Here is an 18,921-nt window from a genome sequence, read left to right as displayed (position 1 = left end):
CTCAAAGCAGAATCCCAGTCAGCACAAGGATTCCCGCGGCCCTCTCGGCTAGTGTTGTCTGACAGCACGGTGCTGTGATCACCATCTTTTGGAGTGTGAGTTCCCGTGGCCCTCAACAACCCGGCATTCAACAACCCGGCGTTCCAGGACCCTCGAGCCGGTGGCGCCCAGACGCGCTACAGCCCGCCCCCGGCCGTCGACCCCGCCGCCGCCGCGTCGATCGAAGGCGCGTACGCCGCACCGTCGGCGAGCGCCGTCGACACCGGCCGCATGACGGTCGAAGACACCGTCATGAAGACCTTGGCCCTCTTCGGCATCCTGGTCGTCACCGCCGTCGTCGGCTGGATCTGGTCGATGGCCGGCGTCAGCGCGGCCAACCCGAACCCGAGCGCCGCTCCGATGATCGTCGGTGGCCTCGTCGGTTTCGTGCTGGCCATGGTCGCGACTTTCAAGAAGAAGCCCTCCGTCCCCGTCTTCGTCGCCTACGCGGCGTTCGAAGGCCTGTTCGTCGGCGGCATCTCGGCGTTCTTCGAGTTCATCTTCCCCGGCATCGTCCTCCAGGCCACGCTGGGCACCCTGTCGGTCGTCGGTGTGACGCTCGCCCTGTTCGCGAGCGGCAAGATCCGCGCGTCGGCCCGCGCCACGAAGATCTTCATGATCGCGATGGTCGGCTACCTCGTGTTCAGCCTGGTCAACCTCGGCCTGATGCTGTTCAACGTCCCGATCGCCGGTGGAGCCTTCGGCCTGCGCAGCAACGTCGAGATCTTCGGCATCCCGCTCGGCGTCATCATCGGCGTCTTCGTGGTGATCATGGCCGCCTACTCGCTGGTGCTCGACTTCGACCAGATCCAGCGCGGCGTCCGCAACGGCGCCGCCCGCGTCTACGGCTGGGTCGGCGCCTTCGGCATCATGGTCACCGTCGTGTGGCTGTACGTCGAGATCCTGCGTCTCATCGCGATCGTTCGCGGCAACAACTGACGTCTCCATCCGTCGCGCGAAGGGCCGTCCCGTTCGGGGCGGCCCTTCGTCGTTCCCGCGCTGACGCCCCTCTCTCCCGTCGAGTGTCCAAGACACGCCCCGACCGGGGACCACACGCGGCGTGTCCTGGACACTCACGCCCGCGCCGCGCAGGCCGCGGCGCGACACCCGCACACCACCCCCGCACTGCCGCAAGGGGTACGGGCGCCGGATGCCGCGGCACTAGCCTCCCGGCATGAGCCCCGCCAAGACTCCTCCCGAGATCCTCGACATCGACGGCCAGGAGGTGCGCGTGACCAGTCCCGACCGTGTCGTCTTCCCGGAGCCGGGCCTGACCAAGCTCGACCTCGTGCGGTACTACCTCTCCGTCGCCGACGGCGCCCTGCGCGGAGCGGGCGGGCGGCCCATGGTGCTCAAGCGCTTCTCGAAGGGTCTCGACCAGGAGCCGTTCTTCCAAAAGCGCGTACCCGAGAACCACCCCGCCTTCATCGACACCGCGACCCTGCGCTACGCCTCCGGCACCTCCGCCGAAGAGACGGTGATCCGGGATGCCGCGGGCCTGGCGTGGGTCGTGAACCTCGGCTGCCTCGACCTCAACCCGCACCCCGTGCGCGCAGAAGACCTCGACCACCCCGACGAACTCCGCGTCGACCTCGACCCGATGCCAGGCGTGGACTGGTCGCAGATCGTCGACGTCGCGTTCATCGCGCGGGACGTGCTGGCCGACCACGGCTTGACCGGCTGGCCGAAGACCTCGGGATCCCGTGGCCTGCACATCCTCGTGCGCATCCGCCCCGAGTGGGAGTACGCCGACGTCCGCCTGGCCGCGGAGACCCTCGCACGTGAGGTCGAGAACCGTGCGCCAAGACTGGCCACGGCCCGGTGGTGGAAGGAGGAGCGCGGCGAGAGCGTCTTCGTGGACTTCAACCAGAACGCCAAGGACCGCACGGTCGCCTCGGCGTACTCCATCCGCGCGCTCCCCGACGCCCGCGTCTCGACCCCGCTCACGTGGGACGAGGTGCGGGGCCGTCGGCCCGAGGAGTTCACCGTCCTCACCGTGCCCGAACGATTCCGCGCGATCGGCGACCCGCACGCGGGGATCGACGACAGCGCCGGATCCCTCGACGCGCTCCTCGCCCTCGCGACGGAGCTCGGCCCGGCCGAGAAGCCCCCGCGCGGCTCCGACGGCTCCGGCCGTCGCGCCTCGACCATGCCGCTCATCGAGGTCGCCCGCACCAAGACCAAGCCCGAGGCGCTCGACGCCCTCGAGGCGTGGAAGACGCGGCATCCGGGGGCGAGCGCCGCCCTTCATCCGGCGGATGTCATGGTCGACGGCATGCGCGGCTCGAGCTCGCTCTGGTACCGCGTCCGCGTGAACCTCCAGCACATCCCGGATGCCGAGCGCCCGGCGCAGGAGGAGCTGATCGCCGACTACGACCCCTGGGCCGGCCGCACCGCCTCCTGATCCGCTGTCAACGAACCCACGATGTGACGCATTCCGTAGGCGAACGCTTCGTCGAGGTCGCCCCCGAGACGGAAGGCGCCGGTCAGCTCCGTCGTGATGAATCCGAGCGCCCACGAGGTCAGCAACCGCGCCGCATCGAGGGCACGCTCGGACCCGACGATGGCCGCCGTCGCGCGGAGCACGGGTTCACTGGTCGCCGCGAGCCGCTCCGGATCGATCGATGACGCGAACAGCAGACGGAACGCCTCGGGCCGCTCCTGTCCGAAGCGGCGGAAGACGGTCAGCAGTTCGCCGAGGTCTCCCCCGGCATCCGACAGTCGACGTGTCAGCTCGTCCGCCGTCGAGATGCCGACCATTCCGAGGAGCGCCTCCCTGTCGCGGACGCGTTTGTACAGCGAGGGAGCCTTGACCCCGACGGCCGCCGCCACCGCCTGCATCGTGACAGCGGCCGGACCGCCGCTCTCGAGCAGGCGGGCGGCCTGCGTGACGATCTCGGCGAGCGACGTGCGTTCTGGTGTCGGCATCGGGCCTCCTCATGGCTACACAGATAAGCTATCATGGCTATTGCTCGTAGCCATCCCGCGAAAGGTCATCCCATGCGACTCGCCCCCTCCCTCCACCGCCTCGGCAACGACATCGTCGCCTCGTACCTCATCTCCACGTCCGACGGGATCACCCTCGTCGACGCCGGCCTGCCCGGCATGTACGCCGATCTGACGCGCGAGGTGGATGCCATCGGCCGCCCGCTCGACGACATCCGCGGCGTGATCCTCACGCACGGCGACAGCGACCACGTCGGCTTCGCCGAGCGCCTCCGCCGCGACCACGGCGTTCCGGTGTTCGTCCACGCCGCCGACGCCGACCGCGCGCGGGGCGGCGACAAGCCGAAGACCCCCGTCGGTCCGATGCGGATCGGCCCGCTGGTGAGCTTCGCCGCGTTCGGCCTCCGCAAGGGGATGCGGCCGCAGTGGCTGACCGACGTCGAGGTCATCGACGGCGACACGACGCTCGACCTCCCCGGCGCGCCCCGGGTCATCTCGATGCCCGGGCACTCGCCGGGCAGCATCGCCGTCTTCTCCCCCGAGGTCCGCGCCGTCTTCGTCGGCGATGCTCTGACCACCCGCCACGTGCTCACCGGCCGCACAGGTCCTGGCCCCGCGCCCTTCACCGACGACCCGGCCGAGGCACTGGCCTCGCTGGCGCACATCGCCGACCTGGATGCCGACTGGGTCCTCCCCGGTCACGGACCGGCGTTCCGGGGCTCACCGGCCGCCGCCGTGAGCGCCGTCCGCGAGGCCGCGCGCGCCTGATCGCAGCAGCCGACGGACCGCCACCATGAAGGCGATCCGCCAGACAGAGCGCGCCTGAGCCCGGGACCTCACCGACCACCGACGCGACGACGCGTGACGACCAGCGCCGGGCTCAGCGGCGCCGCGGGCGCGAGAGCGCGTCGCCGCAGGCTGCGGCGAGCGTCCGCATCGCCCGCGCGGGGCTGAGGACCGACGCCGCCTCCACGGCCTCCGCCGACAGGCTCTCGCGCGCCTCGGCATCCGTCAGCACCCGGACGAGAGCCGAGACGAGCGCATCCTCATCCCCGTCCGGAACCAGGATGCCGCCGCCTCGGGCCAGCATGTCGCGCGGGCCGTAGCGGATGTCGTAGGCCACCGCGGGGGTCCCGTGCGCGAGGGCTTCGGCGAGGGCGAGCCCCTGACCCTCGAACGCCGAGGTCGTCAGGTACACCGCCGCGTGATCGAGGACGGCGCCGGGGTCGTTCGTGAGCCCCGGGAGCGACACGGCGCCGGCCAGCCCGAGCTCGGCGATCAGGGATTCCAGCTCGTCCCGCTGGGCACCGGCCCCCCAGAGCTCCAAGCGTGCCGTCGGGACCTCGGCGACGACCCGGGCGAACGCGCGGACGGCTGCGGAGAGGCGCTTGCCGGGAGCCAGGCGCCCGAGCACGACGACCAGGTCGGCGTCGCGACCCGCCGCGGGGACGACCGTCCCGGGCGCGCGGACGGCGTGCGGCGCGACGAGGTCGTTCGCCGCGGTTCCGAAGCGTTCGCGCACGTCGTCGCGCTGGTGCGCCGTCGGCCAGAGCACCGCGTCGAAGCGCGGGGCGATCTCGAACCAGCGCGTCCAGAGCGGGTTGAGCGCGGAGTCGGCACCGTAGGGCGCCTCGAGGTGGATCGTGTGGACGGTGTGCACGATCCGGACGTCCTCGTCGCCCCACCCGACGACCAGCTCGCCGAGCTGCCGCGACTCGCAGATGACGACGAGAGGTCGCTCGTTCTGCGCCCGCAGCTGCGTGCCGAGGTGCGTGAGCCACGCGCGGTAGAGCGCCCCGAACCCGTCGATCACCCCGATGGAACCGCCGGTGGCATCCCGGATGACGATCGGCGCCGTCGTCAGGTGCCAGTCGGGGTCGACGACGGTGGGCAGCTCGACCGCCCCTCCGGCGACGTCCCGGTATTCGAGGGAGGGATCCGGCTCACCCGCGTGGGCAGCGTCGCGCACCCACTCCGCGGCTCCGCCGTCAGGGGCGACGGCCTCGTCGAAGAGATTGCGGAAGAGCCCGGATGCCGACACGGCCCCTCGCTCGACGAAGGTCTGCCGGTGCGCGGTGTGGGCGTCGGCGGTTCCCGGGTCGACGGTCAGCAGCAGAGGCGCCGCTCCGGCATCCGCCATCTGCCGCGCCCGCGCGAGGGTCGAAATCGTGTACCCCCCGTCGAGGTCGGGGATGAGCCTGCTCGACAGGATGAGGTACCAGGCGTCGGGGAACTCAGCGTCGCTCACGTCCCCATCCTCCCCCACCCGCAGCTCACCCCACGGCGTGCCCGAGACTCGGTGATCTCGGCGTGCTCGTCGGGTCGCGGAAGGTGGCCCCGGGGCGCCGCGCGTGCAGCTGCAGACGTCGCGCGGGTGCCGTGCGCGGCCCCGGGGCGACGAAAGGGGCCCCGGGGCCACCTCGTGACACGGTCTGAGGGGGATTCGCCGCCAAGGGGACCTCGACCGGCTGACACAGAGCAACGACGCCGCCGTCCGGTGGAGGGGTGTCGTCATCGAGTCGACCGGGGAAGGGACCCCGCTCTCGACCCCATACCCTCAGCGGACCGACAGAGCGCCGCCGTCGCCGGACGGCGCAGGGGCACCGTCTTCGGGTCGATCGGGGTAGGAGCCCCGCTCTCGACCTGCGCGCCGCAGGCGCGCTCATACCTCGACCGGCTGACACAGAGCAACGACGCCGCCCTCCGGTGGAGGGGTGTCGTCTTCGAGTCGATCGGGGAAGGGGCCCCGCTCTCGACTCGAAGATGACACCCCGGAACCGGACGACGGCGCCGTTGCGGGGCCGGGGTCAGCCGAAGCTCACTCCCACTCGATCGTCCCCGGCGGCTTCGACGTCACGTCGAGCACCACGCGATTCACGTCGCGCACCTCGTTGGTGATGCGGTTCGAGATCTTCGACAGCACGTCGTAGGGCAGGCGCGTCCAGTCGGCCGTCATGGCGTCCTCCGACGACACCGGCCGCAGCACGATGGGGTGGCCGTAGGTACGGCCGTCGCCCTGCACGCCCACCGAGCGCACGTCGGCGAGCAGCACGACGGGGCACTGCCAGATCTCGTCGTCGAGGCCCGCCTTGGTCAGCTCGGCGCGCGCGATGGCGTCGGCCTCACGCAAGATCTCGAGACGGTCAGCGGTGACCTCGCCCACGATGCGGATGCCAAGACCGGGCCCCGGAAAGGGCTGGCGGCCGACGATGGCTTCCGGCAGGCCGAGCTCGCGGCCGATCGCGCGCACCTCGTCCTTGAAGAGGGTGCGCAGCGGCTCGACGAGCTCGAACTGCAGGTCTTCGGGCAGGCCGCCGACGTTGTGGTGGCTCTTGATGTTCGCCGTGCCGGCACCTCCGCCGGACTCGACGACGTCGGGGTACAGCGTGCCTTGCACCAGGAATCGCACCTGCTCACCCTCGGCCGCGGCCTCGGCGACGAGGTCGGCCTGCACCTTCTCGAACGCACGGATGAACTCGCGGCCGATGATCTTGCGCTTCTGCTCGGGGTCGCTGACCCCGGCCAGGGCGTTCAAGAACGTCTCGCGCGCGTCGACGGTGATGAGCTTCACGCCCGTGGACGCGACGTAGTCGTTCTCGACCTGCTCGCGCTCGCCCTTCCGAAGGAGTCCGTGGTCGACGAAGACGGCGATCAGCTGGTCGCCGACGGCCTCGTGCACGAGCGCCGTCGACACAGCGGAATCGACACCACCCGACAGGGCCGAGATCACACGACCGGTGCCGACCTGCTGGCGGATGCGCTCGACCTGCTCGGCGATGACGTTGCCGCTGTTCCAGTCGGCGGGCAGACCCGCAGCCTTGTGGAGGAAGTTCTCGAGCACGTTCTGTCCGTGATCGGAGTGCTTGACCTCGGGATGCCACTGCACGCCGTACATGCGGCGGGTGTCGTTCGCGAAGGCGGCGACGGGCGTGTGCGCGGTGCGGGCGAGGACCTCGAAGCCCTCGGGAGCACGCGAGACCTGGTCGCCGTGGCTCATCCAGACGTTCTGCTCGGCGGGCTGGCCCTGCAGCAGCGTCCCCTCGGTGACCACGGTGGCGTCGGTCGCGCCGTACTCGCGCAGGCCCGTGTTGGCCACCTCGCCGCCGAGCGCCTTCGCCATGACCTGGAAGCCGTAGCAGATGCCGAGCGTGGGCACGTCGAGGTCGAACACGTCCGTGTCGAGGCTCGGGGCCCCGGCTTCGTACACCGACGAAGGACCACCTGACAGGATGATGCCGACCGGGTTCTTGGCCGCGATCTCCTCCGCCGAGGCGGTGTGCGGCACGATCTCGCTGTAGACGCCGGCCTCGCGGACGCGGCGGGCGATGAGCTGCGCGTACTGGGCGCCGAAGTCGACGACGAGGACGGGTCGCTGGGACGTTTCGGTCTGTTCGGTCACCGGGTGCCCTCCGGGGCGGAGACGGGAGCCGAGGCCGGGGCGGCCTCGCGCTCGGCGAGATAGGCGCGCACGCCGCGGGCGGTGCGCACCTCCAGGATGAAGGAGAGGAACGGCACCACGCCACCCAGGGCGAGGAAGACGAACCGACGGAACGGCCACCGCATCAGGCTCCAGACGCGGAAGCAAGAGAAGAGGTAGACGACGTAGAACCAGCCGTGGGCGACGAGGATGGCCAGCGAGACGTTGACGCCGTCGCCGGTCGACAGGATCTCGCACCCGCTGCCGCCGGGCACGAAGAGCGAGAACCACTGGCAGTCGGGGCCGGGGACGGCATCCGCGAACCACAGGAAGCCGCCGGATCCGCCCAGGAACAGCTCCACATGAATGGGCGTGTACTTCAGGATCATCTCGGCGACCAGCAGCAGCAGGCCGACACCGGTGATGATCGAGCAGATCTGGTAGAACTTCAGGGCTCCGCGGATCGCCGGGAACGAGGCGAGCTTGGGGGCGCGGGGCATGGATGCCAGTCTAGTCGCGGGGTTCCGCGGGTTCTGCCGCGAGGGGGTCGGGCTGCTCGCCCTCGAACTGTTCGTCCTCGAGGTCTTCGACCTCCTTCTCCCAGGCGTCGCGCGCCAGGCGGTACCAGAGGTAGAGAGCGAAACCCGCGAAGACCGCCCACTCGGCGGCGTAGAAGATGTTCAGCCAGTTGACGCGCGAGCGCTCGTCGGGCGCCGGCGACGCGATGGCGTCGAGGGGGCCGATGGCCGTCTGCGACGCGATGTACTGCCGGTAGACGTTCAACCCCGCCGTATCGCTCCAGCGCCCGAGCAGCATGGCCGGCGACATCTTCACCAGCGTCTGCGGATCGGCCCCGGCGGGCGGGACCGAGGGGCCCTCGTCGGAGATCAGGCGACCGGTCACCTCGACCTCGGCACCCGGGTCGGCCTGGGCGTCGGCCTGCAACTGCGCGGCGGCGGCGTTCGCCCGGCCGAGATCGCTCGTCCACCCCGTCGCCACGGCGATCGAGGTCGGCTCGGTCGTCCCCGAGACGCGGAGCTGGCCCGTCACCCAGTAGCCCTCGACGTCGTCGTTGAAGCGCGACGCCACGACGATGAATTCGGATGCCACCCACGTGCCGGTCACCTCAACCCTCTGCCCGACGAGCGGCTCGGGCAGGTAGTCGCCCGACTGCACGACGTCGTCGAGCGGACGCACGACCTCGGTCTGCCCGGGCTCGGGCGGCGACGTGTCGACGGCTCTCCCGAGCTGCCACTGCCCGAGCCACGCGAGCGCTCCCGCCACCACGAGCGAGAACGCCAGGAGGGCGATCCACCGAGGCCGCAGCATGACCTCCCGCAGCGTGGGCGGGAAGATCTGAGGCGGTGCGGGGGCGGTCGCGGGAGTGGACGTCATGCGGTCTCCGGCGTCAGTGACCGTACGGGGCGACGACGACCTCGACGCGCTGGAACTCCTTGAGGTCGGAGTACCCGGTGGTGGCCATCGACTTCTTGAGCGCGCCGATCAGGTTGGCGGTGCCGTCGGCGACGGGCGCGGGGCCGTAGAGGATCTGCTCGAGCGGACCCACGCGGTCGACCGCGACCCGGCGTCCCCGCGGCAGCTTGGCGTGGTGCGCCTCGGGGCCCCAGTGGAAGCCCCGGCCGGGGGCATCGGTGGCCCGCGCGAGCGCGACGCCGAGCATGACCGCATCCGCGCCCATGGCGAGGGCCTTCACGATGTCGCCCGAGGTTCCCACACCGCCGTCGGCGATCACGTGGACGTAGCGTCCGCCCGACTCGTCGAGGTAGTCGCGGCGGGCGCCGGCGACGTCGGCCACGGCGGTCGCCATCGGCGCGTGCAGGCCGAGGGTGGCACGGGTCGTCGACGCGGCTCCCCCGCCGAAGCCGACGAGCACGCCCGCGGCTCCGGTGCGCATGAGGTGCAGGGCCGCGGTGTACGTGGCAGCCCCGCCGACGATGACGGGCACATCGAGGTCGTAGATGAACTTCTTGAGATTGAGCGGCTCGGCGACGCTCGACACGTGCTCGGCCGACACCGTGGTGCCCCGGATGACGAAGAGGTCGACGCCGGCGGCGACGACGGTCTCGTAGAGGTCGTGCGTGCGCTGCGGGGTGAGGGCACCGGCGACGGTGACACCGGCGGCGCGCACCTCGGCGAGGCGGTCGCGCACGAGCTCGGGCTTGATCGGCTCGGAGTACAGCTGCTGCATGCGCCGCGTGGCGTCGGCCTCGGGGAGGGTCGCGATCTCGGCGAGGAGCGGCTCGGGGTCGTCGTAGCGCGTCCAGAGACCCTCGAGGTCGAGCACGCCCAGGCCGCCGAGGCGCCCCAGCTCGATCGCGGTGCGCGGGCTGACCACGGAGTCCATGGGGGCTCCGAGCACCGGGATCTCGAACGGGAACGCGTCGATGGTCCACGCGGTCGAGACGTCTTCGGGATTGCGCGTGCGCCGCGACGGCACGACGGCGATGTCGTCGAAGGTGTAGGCGCGGCGGGCGCGCTTGGCGCGGCCGAGGTCGATCTCCATGGTCACCCGACCAGCCTACCCGCGCCCCCCGACATCCCCGTCGGATCCTCCACCGTCGCGAGAAGCGACCCACGGCGGCGACGACGGCTCATCGGCGCCGCGCAGGAGCCGCGTGAGCGGTCCGTCGAGGGCGAACAGCACGAAACCGATGGACCCGAGCCAGGGACTGAGCGCCATCGCCAGCCCGCTGATGACCACCGCACTGACGCTCGCCCGCCCCAGACGGCGGGCGTCGACGGCCGACAGGTCGGTGACGGCTCCGGATCGCACCGCCCACATCCACTGCAGCCACCCCAGCACGATCGCCAGGAAGAAGTTCACGGGCAGGAGAACACGTCCCAGGAGGAAGTCGCTGTATGTGGTGTCGAGGGATGACGTGAACGGCACCAGCACGATCAGAAGCAGGCGGACGTTGTTGATCCACATGCCCGCATTGTCGATGCGGACGATCCACTCGAACTGGCGCACATGCGTCATCCACATCACGCACAGGATGAGAAAACTGATGACGAACGAGAAGAGCGGATGGCCCAGGTCGCGCAGGCCCGTGACGAGGTCGTCGTCGGTGCGCACCGTCCCGAGCGACTGATCCGTCAGCCCGAGCACCAGCAGGGTCGCCGCGATCGCGAAGACCCCGTCGGTGAACGCCTCGGTGCGGCGCGTCGACACGGACGCCTCCGGGTGACTCCTGCTCCGGATCATGCGCTCAGCGTATCCGCGTCGCCGTGCACGACGAAGGGCCGGGTGGTCGCCCACCCGGCCCTTCGTGGGAAGCGCGTTACTTCTTGTAGTTCGGCGCCTCGACGACGATCTGCACGTCGTGCGGGTGCGATTCCTTCAGCCCCGCCGACGTGATGCGGACGAACTTGCCCTTGGCCTTGAGCTCCTCCACGGTGCGCGCTCCGACGTAGAACATCGACTGACGCAGTCCGCCGATCAGCTGGTAGGCGACGGCGGAGACCGGTCCGCGGTAGGGCACCTGGCCTTCGATGCCCTCGGGGATCAGCTTGTCGTCGCTGGGCACGTCGGCCTGGAAGTAGCGGTCCTTCGAGTACGACGTCTTCTTGCCCCGGGTCTGCAGCGCGCCGAGCGAACCCATGCCGCGGTACTGCTTGAACTGCTTGCCGCCCTGGAAGACGATCTCGCCCGGCGACTCGTCGGTGCCGGCGAGCAGCGAACCCAGCATGACGGTGTCGGCGCCGGCGACGAGCGCCTTGGCGATGTCGCCCGAGTACTGCAGACCGCCGTCGGCGATGACGGGCACGCCCGCCGGGATCGCGGCCTTCGCGGCCTCGTAGATGGCCGTCACCTGGGGCACGCCGACGCCGGCGACCACGCGCGTGGTGCAGATCGAGCCCGGTCCGACACCCACCTTCACGGCATCCACTCCCGCGTCGATGAGCGCCTGAGCGCCCTCGCGGGTCGCGACGTTGCCGCCGATGACGTCGATGTGGTCGAACGACGCGTCGGCCTTGAGTCGACGGACGATGTCGATGACGCCGGCGGACTGGCCGTTGGCCGTGTCGACGACGAGCACGTCGACGCCCGCGTCGCGCAGGGCCTCGGCGCGCTGCCACGCGTCGCCGAAGAAGCCGATCGCCGCACCCACCCGGAGGCGCCCGTGGTCGTCCTTGGTGGCGAGGGGGTACTTCTCGCTCTTGTCGAAGTCCTTGATCGTGATGAGACCGGCGAGCTTGCCGTTCTCGTCGACCAGGGGGAGCTTCTCGACGCGGTGCTTCGCGAAGGTCGCGATGACGTCGTTCGCGTGGATGCCGACGTGCCCGGTGATCAGGCCGTCCTGGGTCATGACGTCCTTGACCTTCGTGGTCTGACGTTCGAAGCCCGAGACGAAGCGCATGTCGCGGTTGGTGATGATGCCGACGAGCACGCCGTCGGGGTCGACCACGGGCAGACCCGAGATGCGGTACTGCGCGCACATCGCGTCGACCTCGGCCACCGTGGCATCCGGGTTCGTGGTGATCGGGTTGGAGACCATGCCCGACTCGCTGCGCTTGACCTGGTCGACGATGCCGGCCTGGTCCTCGATCGAGAGGTTGCGGTGCACGATGCCGATACCGCCCTGGCGGGCGATCGCGATCGCCATGCGCGCCTCGGTGACGGTGTCCATCGCGCTGGAGAGCAGAGGGGTGGCCACCGTAATCCGACGCGTGAGCCGCGACGACGTGTCGGCCTCGCTCGGGATGACGTCGGTGTGCCCCGGCAGGAGCAGGACGTCGTCGTAGGTCAGTCCGATGAAACCGAAGGGGTCGTGCTGCTCCATGGATCCTCCTGCGCGCGCGGCGCCTGCTCGATGAAAGGACGTCGTCGGCCGGTGCGCCCGGGAAAGCGCTCCGCCTGGAATTCTAAAGCGTCGGCGGCCCCGGAATTGTTCCCGTGGGCCTGGCCGCTGCACGCACCGCGGATGACACGGTTCGCTAACGACAGTGTCTGCGAAACACCGTCGACACATTACGCTCGTAGCGTCGACCGTCGAAGCTGACGGGACGACTTCGTCAGCGCTGCCGAACTGGAGACTCCGTGGGTCATTCCTCCCCCACCGCGATACGATCGCGCACCCTATCCCGACTGGCCGTGATCGTCGCGCTCTTCGCGAGCACGATCGCCGTCCTGAGCCTGTTCTTCGCGACACCCGCGAACGCCCAGACCACGCCCGCCCCCACCCCCTCCGCCTCGGCGGGAACGGGCGACGTCGCCACCCAGTACTCCATCGGCGGCATCATCCGCGCGGGAGACGAACCGGTCGAAGGCGTCGAGATCAGCGTCGAAGGCTCCGGTTTCTCGGAGATCGGCACCACGGGCGCCGACGGACGCTGGGCGGTCGCGGTCCCCGGACCCGGCGCCTACACCGCGACGCTGCAGGTCGACACCCTCCCCGACGGCGTCGCCCCGCGCGACCCCGACAACGTCACGCGCGACGTGACGATCGGGACGACCAACACGGTGAACGTCCTCTTCCCCACCGGTGAGGGCACGGCTGCGACGGGCTCCATCTGGGACACGCTCTTCTCGCGCTTCTTCTACGGGCTCAACTTCGGCCTGCTGCTCGCCCTCGCCGCGATCGGCATCTCGCTCATCTTCGGCACCACCGGCGTGAACAACTTCGCCCACGGCGAGATGCTGACCTTCGGCGCGATCATCTTCTACGTCTTCACGGCGATGGGGTGGAACATCCTCCTCGCGATCCTTCTCACGGTCGCCCTCTCGGCGGCGTTGGGATGGACGCAGGATGCCGTGCTGTTCAAACCGTTGCGCAAGCGCGGCGTCGGACTCGTACAGGTGCTCATCGTGACGATCGGCCTCTCGATCGTGCTGCGCTACCTGTACCTCTACTTCTTCGACGGCGGCACGCGCAACATCGACACCGGCATCACCGACAACGTCACGATCGGCCCGGTCACGGTCACCCTGACCTCGATCATCAGCATGGGCATCAGCGTCGTCATGCTGGGACTCGTCGCGTACTTCCTGACCCGCACCCGCATCGGCAAGGCGACGCGCGCCGTCAGCGACAACGCATCGCTTGCCGCGGCGTCCGGCATCAACGTCGACCGTGTCATCCGCATCGTCTGGGTGCTCGCGGGCGCTCTCACGGGTCTGTCCGGCGTGCTGTACGGCCTGTACCGCGGAGTCACGTGGGACATGGGCTTCGCGATCCTGCTGCTGCTGTTCGCGGCGGTCACCCTCGGTGGTCTCGGCAGCGCCTTCGGCGCCCTCGTCGGATCGCTCATCATCGGCATCATCACGGAGTTGTCGACCATCGTCATCCCACCCGACCTGCGGTACGCGGTGGCCCTGATCGTGCTCATCGGCGTGCTGCTGTTCCGGCCGCAAGGTGTGCTCGGTCGTAAAGAGCGGATCGGCTGAGGAAGAACGACATGGACTGGCTTTCGATCTTCAACAACGCCGCGGGCGAGCTCATCAGCCCGACCACCGCGGCCTATGCCCTCGCCGCCATCGGCCTGAGCGTCCACTTCGGCTACGCGGGGCTGCTCAACTTCGGTCAGGCGGGCTTCATGGCCGTCGGCGCCTACGCCTTCGCCATCGCGACCCTGTCGTTCGCAGCCCCGGTGTGGCTCGCGATCCTCGTCGCGATCGTCGCCTCGGTGCTGTTCGCCTTCCTCCTCGGCATCCCGACCCTGCGTCTGCGGGCGGACTATCTGGCGATCGTGACGATCGCGGCGGCGGAGATCGTCCGCTATGTCGTCTCGACCGTGGGTCTGACCAGCGTCACCGGCGGGTCCCAGGGCCTGAACGGGTACAACCGCGAGTTCCAGGCGATCAACCCGCTGCCGGCCGGTACGTACGGCATCGGACCGTGGACCTACTCCGCGAACGACTGGTGGGTGCGCCTGTTCGGCTGGGGCCTCGTCATCATCGCGACGATCCTCGTGTTCCTGCTCATGCGCAGCCCGTGGGGTCGCGTGGTCAAGGGCATCCGGGAAGACGAGGACGCCGTGCGCAGCCTCGGCAAGAACGTGTACTCCTACAAGATGCAGGCGCTGGTGCTCGGCGGCGTCATGGGCGGACTCGCGGGCGTGGTCTTCATCCTCCCCCGCGCCGTGCAGCCCGGTAACTACGGAACGGCTCTGACGTTCTTCATCTGGACCGCGCTCCTGCTCGGTGGAGCCGCCACACTCCTCGGCCCGATCGTGGGCTCGATGCTCTTCTGGGTGCTGCTCTCGCTGTCGAACGGCATCATCGTGGGACTGCGCGACGTCGGCATCCTGGGCTTCATGTCCAGCACGCAGACGGGCCAGGTGCGCTTCATCCTCGTCGGCATCGGACTGATGCTCCTCGTGATCTTCCGACCACAGGGCATCTTCGGCAACAAGAAGGAGCTGTCGTTCAATGTCTGACACGACCGTCACCCATCCTCTCGTCAAGGGAGAGGTCCGACCCGGCTGCGAGAAGGTCGATCCGATCGTCGTCGCCGACGGCGTCACCCGCCAGTTCGGCGGTCTGAAAGCCGTCGACGTCGAGCACCTCGAGATCCCCCGCGGGCAGATCACGGCCCTCATCGGCCCGAACGGCGCCGGCAAGACCACGCTGTTCAACCTGCTCACCGGCTTCGACAAGCCGAACACGGGTCGCTGGAGCTTCGAGGGCTCGAACCTCGCCAGCGTCCCCGCGTTCAAGGTGTCGCGCCGCGGGATGGTGCGCACCTTCCAGCTGACGAAGTCGCTCGGTCGGCTCACCGTGCTGCAGAACATGCTGCTCGGCGCCCGCGGGCAGAAGGGCGAGAATCTGTTCCGCGCCCTCATCCCGGGCACCTGGCGCTCGCAGGAGGCCGCCAACACCGAGCGCGCCGACGACCTGCTGCGCCGCTTCAAGCTGGATGCCAAGCGCGAGGACTTCGCCGCGTCGCTCTCGGGCGGCCAGCGCAAGCTCCTCGAGATGGCGCGCGCTCTGATGAGCGACCCGAAGCTCGTCATGCTCGACGAGCCGATGGCCGGTGTCAACCCTGCGCTCACGCAGAGCCTCCTGGGCCACATCCTCGACCTGAAGAAGGAGGGGATGAGCGTGCTGTTCGTCGAGCACGACATGCACATGGTCCGTCACATCTCCGACTGGGTCGTCGTCATGGCCGAGGGCCGCGTGGTGGCCGAGGGGCCGCCCGAGACGGTCATGAGCGACCAGGCCGTCATCGACGCCTACCTCGGCGCCCACCACGACACCGACCTGGGCGACATGACCACGTCGCAGCTCGAGACCATCCAGGCCGAGGCCGCCGCGGAAGCGGAGGCGGAGCTCACCGCCGACGAGAAGGACGGAAAGCTCTGATGACCGACACCACCGCCACCCGCACCCCGGTCCTGCGCACCGACGATCTCGTCGCCGGCTACCTCCCGGGCGTCAACATCCTCAACGGGTGCACCGTCGACGCCTACCAGGGCGACCTCATCGGCATCATCGGCCCCAACGGCGCCGGCAAGTCGACCCTGCTGAAGGCCATCTTCGGCCAGGTGAAGATCCGCGGCGGCGCCGTCCTGCTCAACGGCGAGGACATCACCTCGTTGAAGGCCGACAAGCTCGTCGGCAAGGGCGTCGGCATGGTTCCGCAGAACAACAACGTATTCCCGAGCCTGTCGATCGAGGAGAACCTGCAGATGGGGCTCTTCCAGCGCCCCAAGGTGTTCGCCGAGCGCTTCGAGTTCGTCACGGGCCTGTTCCCCGAGCTCGGCAAGCGGCGTCGCCAGCGCGCGGGCTCGTTGTCGGGCGGTGAGCGTCAGATGGTGGCCATGGGACGCGCCCTGATGATGGATCCTTCCGTCCTCCTGCTCGACGAGCCCTCCGCGGGTCTCTCGCCCGTGCGACAGGACGAGACCTTCCTTCGCGTGGCGGAGATCAACCGCGCCGGCGTGACGATCATCATGGTCGAGCAGAACGCGCGCCGCTGCCTGCAGATCTGCCACCGCGCCTACGTGCTCGACCAGGGCAAGGACGCGTACACGGGCACGGGTCGCGAGCTGCTCACCGACCCCCGCGTCATCGAGCTGTACCTGGGCACTCTCGCCGCCGACGAGGACGCCAAGCGCGACGGGAAGGGCCCCGAGGCCTGATCCGCCGCCGATACGCCGCGAGTGCGGCGCTCACCCTGGTGGGCGCCGCACTCGCGGCGTGTTCGGCGCCTTCCCCACCGCCCGCGCCATCGCTCGAGGTCGCCCTCGTGCAGCGGCGCGGCGACATCGCCGTCGACCGCGTGCAGCTGCGCGTGACGAACACCTCCCCCGTGGCCACCACGCTCACAGAGGCATCTTTCTCCTCCCCCGTCCTGGACGGGCCCGCGGAATGGGATGCCACACGGCCGACCACCCTCGCGGCGGGGCGGACGGTCGACCTCCCCGTCTTCCTCCCCGCCATCCGCTGCACCGACGCCTCGGGTGTTCCCGAGGCCACGGTCACGGCCGATGGCGCGACGACGACCGTGACCCTGTCCGACGACCTGGACTTCCTGCACCGGGCGAGCGCCACCGCGTGCGATCGTGCGGAGCTGGCATCCGTGGTGCGGGTGACGGCCACCGGAGCCGCCGTGGGCCCTGACGGCTCGATCACCCTGCGTCTGGCGGTGGAGCCGTCGCAGAGCGGCGAGGGGACGGCCGAGCTCGTCGCTCTGCGCGGAACGGTGCTGCTGCGCTTCGCCGCGGGCGCTGCGGCACCGCTCGGGGTGAGCGTGTCCGCGCGTGACGCGCCGTCGGTCGTCGAGGTCGCCGTGGTGCCGCAGCGCTGCGACGCGCACGCCATCGCCGAGGACAAGGTGGGCACCCTCTTCGACCTCGTCGCCCGCGTCGACGGGCGGGAAATCGTGGTGCCCCTGGAGCGCTCGAAGGACGTCGCCGACGCGTTGCTCGTGCTCACCGCCCAGGTGTGCGGCCTGACCCCCGCGCCGTGAGCCGGGTTCCTCTGCCCGGAGAGGAGGGGTGCGAGCGAGTTCCGGAGCATGCGAAAGGGGCCCGGATCCGCAGATCCGAGCCCCTCGCGTGAAGTCAGGTCACTCGTTGAGCGAGCCGAACTCCGTGTTCAGCAGGGTGTACTTGTTGTCGGCACCGTACTGGTAGATGCCGATGTACGCCTCGGTCGGGTCACCGTTCTCGTCGAACGTGATCGGACCGGAGACACCGTCGTAGTCGATGTCCTTGCCGTCGTTGATCAGCGCGAGGCAGTCGGCGAACGTCGTGCACTTCTCGCCGCCCTCGGAGACCGACTGCATGTTGTCGCGGATGGCCGTGCCCGAGTCGTCCTTGGCCTGCGCCGCGGCGAGAGCCGCGACGATGACCGCGTCGTACGACTCCGGCGCGTAGCTGTAGTCGGTGAGCGCGGGGTCGATCTCCTTCAGACGCGACTGGAAGTCGGTGTCGGCGGGGTTGCCGGGCAGCGTGCCCTTCGCGCCCTGGAGCGTGCCGGCCGGGAACTCGTACGAGTTCGACAGGTTGCCGTCGACGAAGTACACCTTCGACGCCGCGTAGCCCTGCGTGCTGACCAGCTGCGGGATGATCGAGGAGGTCTCCTCGAACGCGATGACCGCGATCGCGTCGGGCTGGGAGGCGAGCAGCTGGTCGACCTGCGAGGTGAAGACCGTGTCACCCGGGTTGTAGGGGACCGCGACCGAGACCTCGCCACCGGCGGCCTCGATGGCCGTGGTCGCGTTGTCCTTCAGGCCGGTGCCGTAGGGGTCGTTGATGTAGATGATGCCCACGTTGGCGGCACCGTCGCCGACCATCAGGTTGCCGAGCACGCGGCCCTGCAGCACGTCGGAGGGCGCGGTACGCCAGTAGTACCCGTCGTCGGCGTAGGTGGTGAAGTCGGGCGAGGTGTTGGCCGGCGAGATCTGGACGATGCCCGCGTTGACCAGCTGGTCGATGAAGGTGAACGAGACACCCGACGACGCGGCACCGATGACGACGTCGGCTCCGGCGCTGACGAGCTCGGACGCCGACTGGGTCGCGATGTCGGTCGTGGTGTCGCCCGAGTCGCGCTCGGTCAGCGTGGTCTTGAACGGGAATGCGTCTCCCGTGGCCTCGATGTCTTTGATGGCCAGCTTCACACCGGCGACCTCGGGCGGGCCGAGGAAGGCGAGGTTACCCGTGGCGGGCAGGATCGTGCCGACGCTGAACGTGCCGTCGGCCTCGGACACGGCGCCGCCGCCGCCCGACGATGCACTCGGTGCAGCGGCATCGTTGCCGCCACCGGAGCATCCGGCGAGGACGAGCGCGCTGGCGCCGACCAGGGCGATGCCGCCGAGGATTTTGGCGCCGCGCGTGCGCGAAATGACGTTCATAGTGCTCCTTGCTGTGAATGAACGTTGGGCGACCCTATGGGCCACCTGGTGTCCTAAACCTAATCGGCAGCGCATTTTCCGCGTGTTGCCGTTCGTTAACGATGTGCGTCGAAGCGGTCACGGCCGCATAACGGTTCAGCCCGCGTCTTGACGGCGACCCCGAAGGAGCACGGGTCGCCGGACCCGGAACGAAGAAAC

At 69.7% G+C, this 18,921-nt stretch carries 17 protein-coding genes; 8 read left to right on the top strand and 9 right to left on the bottom strand.

Annotation, left to right across the window (positions count from 1 at the left end; genetic code table 11):
- The first annotated feature begins 105 nt into the window (after nt 1-105).
- Both AB0N80_RS05695 and ligD read left to right on the top strand, forming a co-directional pair.
- Complete coding sequence (locus AB0N80_RS05695) at nt 106-978, top strand: Bax inhibitor-1/YccA family protein (protein WP_363386830.1); 873 nt, start codon at nt 106-108, stop codon at nt 976-978.
- 235 nt (nt 979-1,213) lie between these two features.
- Nucleotides 1,214-2,443, top strand: a complete 1,230-nt coding sequence (gene ligD, locus AB0N80_RS05690; protein ID WP_363578050.1) for a non-homologous end-joining DNA ligase — start codon at nt 1,214-1,216, stop codon at nt 2,441-2,443.
- On the opposite strand, the gene AB0N80_RS05685 is transcribed toward ligD, so the two are convergent.
- Nucleotides 2,410-2,967: a TetR-like C-terminal domain-containing protein gene (locus AB0N80_RS05685; protein WP_363578048.1), complete on the bottom strand. Its 558-nt coding sequence runs from the start codon at nt 2,965-2,967 to the stop codon at nt 2,410-2,412. The genes ligD and AB0N80_RS05685 overlap by 34 nt on opposite strands.
- Before the next feature lie 72 nt (nt 2,968-3,039).
- Between AB0N80_RS05685 and AB0N80_RS05680 the strand changes: the two genes are divergently transcribed.
- Nucleotides 3,040-3,753, top strand: coding sequence for an MBL fold metallo-hydrolase (locus AB0N80_RS05680; RefSeq protein ID WP_363578046.1), 714 nt, complete (start codon nt 3,040-3,042; stop codon nt 3,751-3,753).
- A 112-nt stretch (nt 3,754-3,865) separates the two neighbouring features.
- On the opposite strand, the gene AB0N80_RS05675 is transcribed toward AB0N80_RS05680, so the two are convergent.
- The 7 genes from AB0N80_RS05675 to guaB form a co-directional block, all read right to left on the bottom strand.
- Nucleotides 3,866-5,233 carry a glycosyltransferase gene (locus AB0N80_RS05675; RefSeq protein WP_363578044.1) on the bottom strand — a complete coding sequence of 456 codons (1,368 nt, stop codon included), beginning with the start codon at nt 5,231-5,233 and terminating at the stop codon, nt 3,866-3,868.
- Between the two features lie 570 nt (nt 5,234-5,803).
- Nucleotides 5,804-7,384, bottom strand: a complete 1,581-nt coding sequence (gene guaA, locus AB0N80_RS05670; protein WP_315993519.1) for a glutamine-hydrolyzing GMP synthase — start codon at nt 7,382-7,384, stop codon at nt 5,804-5,806.
- Nucleotides 7,381-7,902 (bottom strand): DUF3817 domain-containing protein, encoded by a 522-nt coding sequence (locus AB0N80_RS05665; protein ID WP_363386845.1) that lies wholly within the window; start codon nt 7,900-7,902, stop codon nt 7,381-7,383. Before AB0N80_RS05665 ends, guaA begins: the two co-directional genes overlap by 4 nt.
- A 10-nt stretch (nt 7,903-7,912) precedes the next feature.
- Nucleotides 7,913-8,797, bottom strand: a complete 885-nt coding sequence (locus AB0N80_RS05660) for an SURF1 family cytochrome oxidase biogenesis protein (RefSeq protein WP_363578042.1) — start codon at nt 8,795-8,797, stop codon at nt 7,913-7,915.
- Between the two features lie 13 nt (nt 8,798-8,810).
- Nucleotides 8,811-9,926 carry a GuaB3 family IMP dehydrogenase-related protein gene (locus tag AB0N80_RS05655; RefSeq protein WP_076673877.1) on the bottom strand — a complete coding sequence of 372 codons (1,116 nt, stop codon included), beginning with the start codon at nt 9,924-9,926 and terminating at the stop codon, nt 8,811-8,813.
- A 15-nt stretch (nt 9,927-9,941) separates the two neighbouring features.
- Nucleotides 9,942-10,628 (bottom strand): TMEM175 family protein, encoded by a 687-nt coding sequence (locus AB0N80_RS05650; RefSeq protein ID WP_363386851.1) that lies wholly within the window; start codon nt 10,626-10,628, stop codon nt 9,942-9,944.
- Nucleotides 10,629-10,704: 76 nt separating this feature from the next.
- Nucleotides 10,705-12,207 (bottom strand): IMP dehydrogenase, encoded by a 1,503-nt coding sequence (guaB, locus tag AB0N80_RS05645; RefSeq protein ID WP_363386854.1) that lies wholly within the window; start codon nt 12,205-12,207, stop codon nt 10,705-10,707.
- A 311-nt stretch (nt 12,208-12,518) separates the two neighbouring features.
- On the opposite strand from guaB, the gene AB0N80_RS05640 reads away from it, so the two are divergent.
- The 5 genes from AB0N80_RS05640 (at nt 12,519) to AB0N80_RS05620 (ending at nt 17,337) form a co-directional block, all read left to right on the top strand.
- Nucleotides 12,519-13,811 (top strand): branched-chain amino acid ABC transporter permease, encoded by a 1,293-nt coding sequence (locus AB0N80_RS05640; RefSeq protein ID WP_315993524.1) that lies wholly within the window; start codon nt 12,519-12,521, stop codon nt 13,809-13,811.
- 11 nt (nt 13,812-13,822) lie between these two features.
- A complete protein-coding gene (locus AB0N80_RS05635) occupies nt 13,823-14,803 on the top strand; it encodes a branched-chain amino acid ABC transporter permease (RefSeq protein WP_315993525.1) in 981 nt (326 codons plus the stop codon).
- On the top strand, nt 14,796-15,728 hold the full coding sequence (locus tag AB0N80_RS05630) for an ABC transporter ATP-binding protein (protein WP_315993526.1): 933 nt from the start codon (nt 14,796-14,798) through the stop codon (nt 15,726-15,728). The genes AB0N80_RS05635 and AB0N80_RS05630 overlap by 8 nt, the downstream gene beginning before the upstream one ends.
- On the top strand, nt 15,728-16,507 hold the full coding sequence (locus AB0N80_RS05625) for an ABC transporter ATP-binding protein (RefSeq protein WP_363578040.1): 780 nt from the start codon (nt 15,728-15,730) through the stop codon (nt 16,505-16,507). The genes AB0N80_RS05630 and AB0N80_RS05625 overlap by 1 nt, the downstream gene beginning before the upstream one ends.
- A gap of 107 nt (nt 16,508-16,614) precedes the next feature.
- A complete protein-coding gene (locus AB0N80_RS05620) occupies nt 16,615-17,337 on the top strand; it encodes a hypothetical protein (RefSeq protein WP_363578038.1) in 723 nt (240 codons plus the stop codon).
- Between the two features lie 99 nt (nt 17,338-17,436).
- Here AB0N80_RS05620 and AB0N80_RS05615 read toward each other — a convergent pair whose 3' ends face one another.
- Entirely contained in the window at nt 17,437-18,723 is a 1,287-nt protein-coding gene (locus tag AB0N80_RS05615) for an ABC transporter substrate-binding protein (RefSeq protein ID WP_363578036.1), read from the bottom strand.
- Between the last annotated feature and the right edge of the window lie 198 nt (nt 18,724-18,921).

The sequence above is a fragment of the Microbacterium sp. NPDC089188 genome, from assembly GCF_040685155.1.
In the GTDB taxonomy this organism is placed as follows: domain Bacteria; phylum Actinomycetota; class Actinomycetes; order Actinomycetales; family Microbacteriaceae; genus Microbacterium; species Microbacterium galbum.
This window is presented reverse-complemented; position numbering and strand designations above follow the sequence as displayed.

What these genes read in the sequence shown, in the direction of transcription:
- AB0N80_RS05685 (WP_363578048.1), bottom strand. Translation starts at nt 2,967, where the DNA reads ATGCCGACACCAGAACGCACGTCGCTCGCCGAGATCGTCACGCAGGCC.
- AB0N80_RS05660 (WP_363578042.1), bottom strand. Translation starts at nt 8,797, where the DNA reads ATGACGTCCACTCCCGCGACCGCCCCCGCACCGCCTCAGATCTTCCCG.
- AB0N80_RS05650 (WP_363386851.1), bottom strand. Translation starts at nt 10,628, where the DNA reads ATGATCCGGAGCAGGAGTCACCCGGAGGCGTCCGTGTCGACGCGCCGC.
- guaB (WP_363386854.1), bottom strand. Translation starts at nt 12,207, where the DNA reads ATGGAGCAGCACGACCCCTTCGGTTTCATCGGACTGACCTACGACGAC.
- AB0N80_RS05665 (WP_363386845.1), bottom strand. Translation starts at nt 7,902, where the DNA reads ATGCCCCGCGCCCCCAAGCTCGCCTCGTTCCCGGCGATCCGCGGAGCC.
- AB0N80_RS05615 (WP_363578036.1), bottom strand. Translation starts at nt 18,723, where the DNA reads ATGAACGTCATTTCGCGCACGCGCGGCGCCAAAATCCTCGGCGGCATC.
- AB0N80_RS05655 (WP_076673877.1), bottom strand. Translation starts at nt 9,926, where the DNA reads ATGGAGATCGACCTCGGCCGCGCCAAGCGCGCCCGCCGCGCCTACACC.
- AB0N80_RS05630 (WP_315993526.1), top strand. Translation starts at nt 14,796, where the DNA reads ATGTCTGACACGACCGTCACCCATCCTCTCGTCAAGGGAGAGGTCCGA.
- AB0N80_RS05625 (WP_363578040.1), top strand. Translation starts at nt 15,728, where the DNA reads ATGACCGACACCACCGCCACCCGCACCCCGGTCCTGCGCACCGACGAT.
- ligD (WP_363578050.1), top strand. Translation starts at nt 1,214, where the DNA reads ATGAGCCCCGCCAAGACTCCTCCCGAGATCCTCGACATCGACGGCCAG.
- AB0N80_RS05635 (WP_315993525.1), top strand. Translation starts at nt 13,823, where the DNA reads ATGGACTGGCTTTCGATCTTCAACAACGCCGCGGGCGAGCTCATCAGC.
- AB0N80_RS05680 (WP_363578046.1), top strand. Translation starts at nt 3,040, where the DNA reads ATGCGACTCGCCCCCTCCCTCCACCGCCTCGGCAACGACATCGTCGCC.